This is a genomic window from Haladaptatus sp. HS23 (genome assembly GCF_056892285.1).
This window is the reverse complement of sequence record NZ_JBXGLH010000023.1, coordinates 43,704-52,126: the sequence shown is the minus strand read 5'-3', so window position 1 is coordinate 52,126 and position 8,423 is coordinate 43,704. Positions and strand designations below refer to the sequence as shown.

The following is an 8,423-nucleotide window of genomic DNA, read 5'->3' as shown; positions in this document are numbered from 1 at the left end:
CGACGGAAATATCGTCAAGATGGTCCATTAGAACACTCAACGTTATCCGGGCAGAAATTTCTAACGGCTACTATAGCGAGGGCGTCAACACCCACATTGTAACGATACGTTTGGCCGCCGCCGAGTCGAACAGGCTCCGCTGGTCGAGATCCGCCGGCCCCTCCGCACCAACGTCCGGCACGTCTGGCAGTTCCTCCGGCTTTTCCGCCGGTTCCTCGTGACGGGCAATATCACCGATCGTTGGGCTTGCAGGCATATCCTCGGCGCGGGAAGTGACCAGCGCTCCTGTCGCAACCTCTAAATCCGGATGTTCCCGTTCCGGCGTCGCAAACTCCACGAGTGTTGCTGCTCGGCTTGCCCGACCCCATCCAAGTCCAATAATCGCCGATGTCGTACTTACTGCGAGACTCGCCGGGATTCCGAAGTAGGACAGAATCGTGATGATAGTGCCACCGACTAGGGAGACAATTAGTGAAGCGAGAATCGGTAGCTCCGTAATATCGTCTCCTACCGTCTCTAACGTGCGACGGGCGATGGTGAAACTGCCTAGACCGAAGGCCACGACCGCAAGCAGGACACCCTGGTTGACGGTGAGCGACCCCCCTTCGCTGACGAGCGGGGCCACAGCGTTCGCTGCGTTTGACGCCCCCGCCGAAAACGCCATGTAACACGCAATGGCAACCACCGAGAGTGATCCAAGAATGTCCTGCCGTGTTGCGTTCGGATTCAGGTAGAGTCGAGGAATCGTCCCAGATCGGTCGACTTGGATGAAGTGGAGATCAAACTTTGTGAACGCGACATAGCGATCCAGATACGGGTAGATGTAACGTCCAACCACGATTCCGATGCAGAGGCTGATCAGCGGCGCGACGATCCATGCTGAGACAATAGTAAACATCAGTGCCTGATTGAGTGTGTTCGACGCAAGGCCCAGCCCAACGATGGCGCCAACGGCTGTCATTGAGGTTGAGGCTGGAACGCCGTAGAGATTCGAAATAAGGAGTGATGCGCCGGTGAAAAACAAGACGGCGACGCTCGCAGCAGGCGTGAATTGGGTTGCTGGTACGATACTGCTGCTCATCGTCGCGATGACGTTCCGACCGACGGTCCATGCTCCGAGAAAGCCAAAGCCAACGAACAGGGCTGCTGCGGTTGCCTTCCGAAGGAGACGTGAACCAACTGCTGGGCCGAACGCCACACCCGTCGATGAGCCACCAATATTGAACCCAACGAATACGGCGACGGCTACCCCGGCGACAGTTAGCACTGATACCATTGGTTTCTCTCTAAATCAACGTTGCTTGCACCTATATAAAATCCCTGAAGCCATCTCCGAGATGATTCTGAGCAACCTGTTTCCATCCCCTGTCCTATGCCTTAGTCCTTTTTCGCTCATATTCTAAGGTCTGCTCATTTTAAGCGTGAGGGTACATACCCTGTCCTTAACATTTGACCTCCGACTAGCGACGAGAATACGCACTATCGGTCATCTAAAATCTGCGAGTTCGCGGAATAGTCGATTCGTGATAAGTGAGGTTGCAATCTTAATTATCTCATCATAGTCTTCGTCGTCTTTGGGGAAAGGGACACACCCACCAGCCATTTGGTGATGACCTCCTAGGCTCCCCATCGAGCCAAATGTTTGGTCAAGCAATTCTCCGACGTTGGTAGCTGGGTCGGCCGACCGTGCACTAAACTGAACCTCATCGTTGATGACGCCGAAAACGACTGCAATATCGATTCCTTGGAGGTTCAACAGAAAATCAGCTGCCTGTGGAAGGGCGTCTCGCTCAGTGGTCTCTCCAGCAAAAGAGATCAAGGAGGACTGCTGGATTTTGCGATTTTCAATTGCCTCACTCAGTGCATCGATCGTCTCTGGCGTATACGGGACATTCAACAGGTTTGTAAAAAGGGCTTGATCGATAAACGGATGGAGATACTCTGCTGCAGCATATTCTTGGGCCGACACTTTGCGTGTAAACCCAAGTGTATCGGAGCGAATGCCGATCAACAGTGCGGTTGCAAGATCACTTTCGGGAATGATCTGAAGATCGTGTAGATATTCAACCAAAATTGTCGCGGTCGAACCTACGTTCACACGCCGGTCGATAACATCGGCTGTTACATGCGTTGCTGGATGATGATCGAGAACGATATCGATGTCAGCAGTCGATGGGACATCATTGTTCTCGCCAGGAACCGAATGGTCGACGAATGCCACACTATCGTGTTTCTCTAGCAGTTCGTTTTCAAAGTTCGCTAATGGGATATCGAGATGATTGACGAGAGCTCGATTTTGTTGGTGGGAGATTCCACCATTGTATGCAATAGTAATCGTTTCAACTCCAGCGTACTCTCCAATTCGTTTGAGCGCAAGTGCACTCGCAAGGCAGTCAGGATCCGGATTGTTGTGGCAAACGATGAGCAGGGATTCCTGATTCTGAAGATGGTCAACGACTTGCTGTGCACGAGTCACAATAAGAATAATTCAACTACTCGTGTATGAATCTATAGGCTAGTTGGGGGTTGAGCAATAACACAACGATAGTATCCTCTTAAATGGGATACTTCCAGAGTGATTCCGTTCATGCCTTCCTTTTCTCAAATGTGGCGCCTCAGAGTCTCTTGTACTGGAATCACTCTGTGAATTGCTATCACTGCTCCCGATATATTTTTATAGAAGTTCAAACAATCATAATATGTAGTAAAATGCGCCAACCAAACTCATTCACTCAACTGGAAAAGATGATCGAACAGATGCATCGATCAATGATTGGGGACAACCCCTTTGGAACCAACTACCAGCAGAAACTGAGTTCCGAGACGAATCACGCCTCTATGCGGGAGTCCTCGATGAACCTCACTGCCGAGTCACTGGAAGGCGAATACATCGTTACTGCTGACCTGCCTGGCTTCGAAAAGGATGAAATCGACCTCCGTTTCGAGGATGATATTCTCACGATACGCGGTACTCAGAATCGTTCAGAGGAATCACCTACAGATGTGGGGTCGTCCGCATACGGTCAACAGCGTCACGTCTACGAGCGACTCCGCATTCCAGTAGCAGTCGAGGAGGATGCTATCTCTGCGAGTTATCGAAATGGTGTCCTCGAAGTGCATCTCCCGTCCAGTGATGATTTGGACGACGATGGTAGCTCCCGAATAGAGATACAATAACCACCCTTTCACAGTACCAATGAAACTCACAGTAAAACCATTACACAAGAAAGATGCGGGTCGCGGACTTGCCGTGGTCAATCGAACAATTATGGACGAACTCGGCGTCAAGAGTGGTGACTATGTCCTTATCGCTGGCCCACAGGGTGCCAGTACCATCGCCCGGGTGTGGCCCGGCTATACGGGATCCCAAGATCAAAATGTAATTCGCATTGATGGAGAGTTCCGCAATGCAGTGAACGTCGGCATCGATGGACAAGTAGCAGTCGAACGTGCCGACGTCAGGTCGGCAGACAATGTCACGATTGTACTTCCACAGTCTCTTCGCATTCGGGGCAATGTGGGCAAGCTCATTCGGAATCGACTCTCCGGACAGGTCGTACAGGAAGGACAAACAGTTCGTATCTCGTTGGGTATCGGGTCACTGTTTGCTGGCTCGAATCAAACGATTCCTCTACAGATTGCCAGTACCGATCCCACTGGACCGGTCGTCATCACCGATGCAACGACTGTCGAGGTGGGCGAGCAAGCAACAGAACATCTGCCAACAGAGACAAACGAAGGAGTAGAATCTAGCGCGCCGATGGTGACATACGAGGACATTGGTGGGCTCGAAGACGAACTTGAACAGGTTCGCGAGATGATCGAGCTCCCGATGCGCCACCCGGAGTTGTTCCAACAGCTTGGCGTCGAACCACCGAGAGGAGTACTTCTCCATGGTCCGCCTGGGACGGGCAAAACACTCATCGCAAAAGCCGTTGCCAACGAAATAGACGCCCACTTCCAGACGATCTCCGGGCCAGAGATCATGTCGAAGTATTATGGCGAGAGTGAAGAACAACTCCGCGACGTGTTCGAAGAGGCTGAGGAAAACACACCCGCAATCGTCTTCCTCGATGAACTAGACTCGATCGCGCCCAAGCGTGGAGAGACGAGCGGTGACGTCGAGAGACGAGTGGTCGCACAGCTTCTCTCATTGATGGATGGCCTCGAAACACGAGGGCAAGTGACTGTCATCGGTGCAACAAACCGTGTCGATGCAATCGACCCGGCGCTCCGCCGGGGCGGCCGATTCGATCGTGAAATCGAGATCGGTGTCCCCGACAAGGACGGACGAACGCAGATCCTCCACGTCCACACGCGTGGAATGCCCCTCGCCGAAGAGATTGACCTCGATGAGTACGCTGAGAAAACACATGGGTTCGTTGGCGCCGATATTGCCTCGCTCACGAAAGAAGCGGCGATGGCTGCCCTTCGACGTGTCCGTCCGCAGATCGACCTTGCCGCTGATGAAATTGATGCTGAGTTCCTCGAGACACTCGAAGTCACCGAGAAAGACTTCCGACAGGCGTTCCACGGCATCGAGCCTTCGGCACTCCGGGAAGTATTCGTGGAAGTGCCCGATGTGACGTGGCAGGACGTCGGCGGTCTGGAGGACACAAAAGAGCGCCTCCGCGAGACAATTCAGTGGCCGCTTGCCTATCCCGAGGTATTCGACGAGCTTGATCTAACCACGCCAAAAGGAATCCTTCTCTATGGGCCACCAGGAACCGGAAAAACGCTGTTAGCAAAGGCAGTTGCCAACGAGTCAGAGAGCAATTTCATCTCAGTCAAAGGCCCGGAGCTCCTGAGCAAATGGGTTGGTGAATCTGAGAAAGGTGTCCGCGAAGTCTTCAGTAAGGCACGTGAGAATGCGCCCACTATTGTGTTCTTCGACGAACTCGATTCCATCGCGGGGGAACGTGGGCAGCAAACGGGCGATTCAGGGGTCTCTGAACGCGTTGTCTCTCAGTTGTTGACCGAGCTCGATGGCCTGGAAACTCTTGAGGATGTCGTCGTTATCGCGACAACCAATCGTCCAGATCTCATTGACGATGCACTCGTCCGACCAGGACGGCTTGATCGGCACATTCATGTGCCAGTTCCGGACGAAGAAGGGCGAGAGGCAATCTTCTCGGTGCACACCCGCGACAAGCCATTAGCTGGCGATGTCGACTTAGAGTGGCTTGCTGCAGAAACGGAGGACTATGTCGGTGCCGATATTGAGGCAGTCGTACGTGAGGCAACGATGACAGCCGCACGGGAGCTCATTATCAGCAGTTCACCGGAAGAGCTTGAAGAGATGATCGGGACAGTCCGGATTACGAAAGAGCACTTCGAAAATGCGTTCGTCGAAGTCCCTCCAAGCGTTACTGCGCGTATGAGAGATCGATATGCAGAGATTGAGCATCGCAGTAAGCGATCAGAACCCGAAAATGGGAGGTCTGAGGCAGAATAGCCAGTGGATACTCGGACCACCTTTGTTTGACTTTTTCAGGCGCTAAAACGACAATGAGCCACCGAACTCATTGCCCAAAACACCTATCCGACATGTTTGAGATAGCTATCAGTGATGTCTGAAAAAATACTCAATGAGGAGAAGCTCTCACGAGAAAAAGTCGCTGATCGATTGCAAGCAATTGCACATGAACTTCGAGAAGGTGGAAACTCCAACATCGATGTCGGCAATAAAACGGTGACGCTCTCACCAGCGGACTCTGTCGGGTATGAAATCGGCACTCGAGAATCGTCATCCGTCCTCCGTGGGAGTCGCGAATCGGTGACCATCAAGCTGGACTGGAAACCCGAATAGGACGGTAATCGTGTCTCGTTGGTAGAACCCGAAGATCAAACCACCGTTATCGATTATGTCGTTATCAGTTCAGAACGGTATCACAGTCGCTCAGTCGGTTCGAACAGAAATACAGGAAAAGCGGGTAACGTTTCTCGCTGGGAGTATCGCATACCATGCATTCATCTCTCTTCTACCTCTGCTTCTGCTTGCATTTTTAGCATTTGCAGCCATTGGGAGCACCAACTTACAAACCCAAGTAATCAACTTTGCAGATTCCCTTTCTCCCGCGATCGGTGATCTCGCAGAAACAACCCTCGAAAGTGAACAGGGGCGAGCAAGCGCTTCGATCGTCGGGATTGTAACGCTCACATGGGGGGCATTGAAGCTCTTCCGGGGATTGCATACTGCCTTCTCCGAGATCTATGCAGCTGAAACAGATGGATCCATTCTCGACCAGATACGTGACGGGCTCATCGTCCTGTTCGCGATTGGGTTTGCGGTGATTGCGACGATCGTTGCAGGCACACTGCTCGCCCTCTTTCCTGCAGTTCCATTTATCGAACTGCTCAACCCGATCGTGTTGATCGTGGCACTCGTCATCGCATTTTTCCCGATGTATTATCTCTTTCCCGGGGTCGAAACTACCCCACGTGAGGTCTTGCCTGGAACAATATTTGCGGCAGTAGGATGGACAGCACTTCAGGGCTTGTTTCAAATCTATGTCCAGGTGGTTGGATCAAGTGCCTCGGGTGTTCTCGGCGCGGTACTTCTTTTGGTTACATGGCTCTATTTCAGTGGGTTGGTATTGCTCATCGGGGCAGTGCTGAATGCCGTCCTTTCACACCGAGCAGAAACAACAGATGAACAGACGGAAACACGACAACGATCCCTCACACATGATGAAGCTGTTCGCTATGTTCGTCTCGTTCGCGAACGAGTGTTCGGGCGCTATGAACGAATGGAAGCGATAGAAGTTCCAGCCAATGAATCGTTCTTGAACTCTATCACGGAACGGCCTGCCACAGTCGAACTGATTGAGGAAATATCGAGGACAGACGATGGCAAGCAGTACGAAATTCGAGTGCGGTGGACCGAAAACAGCGACGAGAATGAGGACTAATCTGGGAAAACGTTCATAAAACTTTAGTGTTGGATAGGGGTTCGATGATCCCACTGCAGGCAAGTAACTTGGAGTAGTGAAGCGTTCGCAGTGTTTCAAGATATCGAGACAGTCTGTCCATCGGGTGAACGTTCGCCCGTGATCTGCCTCACCGAACTCATGGTACTGCCATACGTGGATTAGTTCGTGCCGAACGGTCGCACTAAATTGCTCCCCTCGTGTTGTTCGTAGGCCGTCCAGGTCAGCGCAATCGTGATCTCCCCTGTTGTCGGGTCGTACTTTGTGACGCCCGCCTGTCGTTGCCCTCGGTGTGAAATCTCCCAGTCGATTGCTTCGACCGGCAGGTCAGGGAAGTACTCGGCGGCGACGTTCGTTGCGTACTGCTGTGCTCGGTCGAGGAGGGCCGTCGGTGTCTCAGGTGTATCATCGGTCGTAGCATCTGCGCTTTCCGTAAACATTCGCTGGTCGGTGATCTCCGAGAACGTCACTTGACGTACCATGGATAAATGGACTGAAGCGGTGGTTAGTTCGGCAGTTCCCTCCGCCCCGTTTGCACACACGACCAGCACGGGAAGCCACCGAGGCCGTCACAGTCGCAATCGTCTGGTTCGGCATCGTTGTCGTCCTCGGACGGAAATGCGTCTAGTGTTCCCTCTTCGGTTGCGTTTTCGACGGCGGCCATGTGTTTGCAGAATGTGTCGCAGTGGATGTGGTGCGGGCACGTGCAGGCCATCAGTTCGTTGGTCACGTCGTCGATGGCAACTGTGTACTGGTGGGCTGCGGGGTTCTCGTGGCTCTCGTTGGAGACTTCGATGAGTCCGGGGGCATCGACGTCGAAGGAAAATTGTTCCCACTGTGCGCGTTTCTGTGCCGTCTCGTCAGCTTCAAGTTCACTAGGCGATTTCGTTGACATGGTCTTTCGAGATTCCATTGGAAGACCGGTGCCGGGTGGTCCTAAGCACCCGGCGCGTTTCTACACACGCCCGAGGGCACCGTTCTTCCTACCATATCCTATGTGGGAGTCGGTATTAAAGATTACGGTATCCTACGTAGGAGTTGGTATTAAGTAGATGGATGCGATACTATGCGCTATGACTGCAAACGAGAGTGAGCGCGACAAGCAGGGACGATTTGCAGAGAAAGCAAGTGATGAGGATATTCTTCGTGTGATTCGTGAGTCCGAGTTTCCAGCAGTGACCGCTCGGTGGGTGGCAGATACGGTTGGGATGGAACGGCGACCAGTGCATCAGCGGCTCGAGGAGCTGCATGAGCGCGGTGCGTTGGAACGTGGGAAATTGAGTCCGCGGGTAGTTATCTGGTGGATTCCAACGGAACAGTAAGCGGGTTCGCTCTGGCTGGTATATTCCTTTACGAGTACCACTGTCCCATCTGGGTTCGTGATGATGATCGTATCACCACCGTTGCTCCAGACAGCACTTCCTGAACTCTAGTATAGTTTGGAGCGTGAATTTTACCCATTTCCGTTATAGAGCGCCGCCGTCTTACCTGGTA

Annotated in this window: 9 protein-coding genes; 5 read left to right on the top strand and 4 right to left on the bottom strand. The window is 52.6% G+C overall.

Annotated elements, in window-relative coordinates:
- Nucleotides 1-70: 70 nt before the first annotated feature.
- Nucleotides 71-1,276 carry an inorganic phosphate transporter gene (locus tag AC1XDK_RS28655; protein WP_483353432.1) on the bottom strand — a complete coding sequence of 402 codons (1,206 nt, stop codon included), beginning with the start codon at nucleotides 1,274-1,276 and terminating at the stop codon, nucleotides 71-73.
- A 210-nt stretch (nucleotides 1,277-1,486) separates the two neighbouring features.
- Nucleotides 1,487-2,476, bottom strand: a complete 990-nt coding sequence (locus AC1XDK_RS28650; RefSeq protein WP_483353431.1) for a DHH family phosphoesterase — start codon at nucleotides 2,474-2,476, stop codon at nucleotides 1,487-1,489.
- A gap of 281 nt (nucleotides 2,477-2,757) precedes the next feature.
- Here AC1XDK_RS28650 and AC1XDK_RS28645 point away from each other — a divergent pair, with 281 nt between their 5' ends.
- From AC1XDK_RS28645 to AC1XDK_RS28630, 4 genes are all read left to right on the top strand, one after another.
- Nucleotides 2,758-3,177, top strand: coding sequence for an Hsp20/alpha crystallin family protein (locus tag AC1XDK_RS28645; RefSeq protein WP_483353430.1), 420 nt, complete (start codon nucleotides 2,758-2,760; stop codon nucleotides 3,175-3,177).
- 19 nt (nucleotides 3,178-3,196) lie between these two features.
- A complete protein-coding gene (locus AC1XDK_RS28640; protein ID WP_483353429.1) occupies nucleotides 3,197-5,455 on the top strand; it encodes a CDC48 family AAA ATPase in 2,259 nt (752 codons plus the stop codon).
- A gap of 114 nt (nucleotides 5,456-5,569) precedes the next feature.
- Nucleotides 5,570-5,809, top strand: a complete 240-nt coding sequence (locus AC1XDK_RS28635; protein ID WP_231189327.1) for an amphi-Trp domain-containing protein — start codon at nucleotides 5,570-5,572, stop codon at nucleotides 5,807-5,809.
- A gap of 55 nt (nucleotides 5,810-5,864) precedes the next feature.
- Nucleotides 5,865-6,911 carry a YihY/virulence factor BrkB family protein gene (locus AC1XDK_RS28630; protein ID WP_483353428.1) on the top strand — a complete coding sequence of 349 codons (1,047 nt, stop codon included), beginning with the start codon at nucleotides 5,865-5,867 and terminating at the stop codon, nucleotides 6,909-6,911.
- A gap of 179 nt (nucleotides 6,912-7,090) precedes the next feature.
- Here the strand turns inward: AC1XDK_RS28630 and AC1XDK_RS28625 are convergent, their stop codons facing one another.
- Both AC1XDK_RS28625 and AC1XDK_RS28620 read right to left on the bottom strand, forming a co-directional pair.
- Nucleotides 7,091-7,411, bottom strand: coding sequence for a hypothetical protein (locus AC1XDK_RS28625; RefSeq protein ID WP_483353427.1), 321 nt, complete (start codon nucleotides 7,409-7,411; stop codon nucleotides 7,091-7,093).
- Nucleotides 7,412-7,434: 23 nt separating this feature from the next.
- A complete protein-coding gene (locus AC1XDK_RS28620) occupies nucleotides 7,435-7,824 on the bottom strand; it encodes an SWIM zinc finger family protein (RefSeq protein WP_483353426.1) in 390 nt (129 codons plus the stop codon).
- Nucleotides 7,825-8,002: 178 nt separating this feature from the next.
- Here AC1XDK_RS28620 and AC1XDK_RS28615 point away from each other — a divergent pair, with 178 nt between their 5' ends.
- Nucleotides 8,003-8,251 (top strand): hypothetical protein, encoded by a 249-nt coding sequence (locus AC1XDK_RS28615; RefSeq protein ID WP_483353425.1) that lies wholly within the window; start codon nucleotides 8,003-8,005, stop codon nucleotides 8,249-8,251.
- Nucleotides 8,252-8,423: the final 172 nt, after the last annotated feature.

Bases quoted from the DNA above. Each gene is read 5' to 3' on its own strand.
- AC1XDK_RS28630 (WP_483353428.1), top strand. From the start codon at position 5,865: ATGTCGTTATCAGTTCAGAACGGTATCACAGTCGCTCAGTCGGTTCGA.
- AC1XDK_RS28645 (WP_483353430.1), top strand. From the start codon at position 2,758: ATGCATCGATCAATGATTGGGGACAACCCCTTTGGAACCAACTACCAG.
- AC1XDK_RS28635 (WP_231189327.1), top strand. From the start codon at position 5,570: ATGTCTGAAAAAATACTCAATGAGGAGAAGCTCTCACGAGAAAAAGTC.
- AC1XDK_RS28655 (WP_483353432.1), bottom strand. From the start codon at position 1,276: ATGGTATCAGTGCTAACTGTCGCCGGGGTAGCCGTCGCCGTATTCGTT.
- AC1XDK_RS28615 (WP_483353425.1), top strand. From the start codon at position 8,003: ATGACTGCAAACGAGAGTGAGCGCGACAAGCAGGGACGATTTGCAGAG.
- AC1XDK_RS28620 (WP_483353426.1), bottom strand. From the start codon at position 7,824: ATGTCAACGAAATCGCCTAGTGAACTTGAAGCTGACGAGACGGCACAG.
- AC1XDK_RS28625 (WP_483353427.1), bottom strand. From the start codon at position 7,411: ATGGTACGTCAAGTGACGTTCTCGGAGATCACCGACCAGCGAATGTTT.
- AC1XDK_RS28640 (WP_483353429.1), top strand. From the start codon at position 3,197: ATGAAACTCACAGTAAAACCATTACACAAGAAAGATGCGGGTCGCGGA.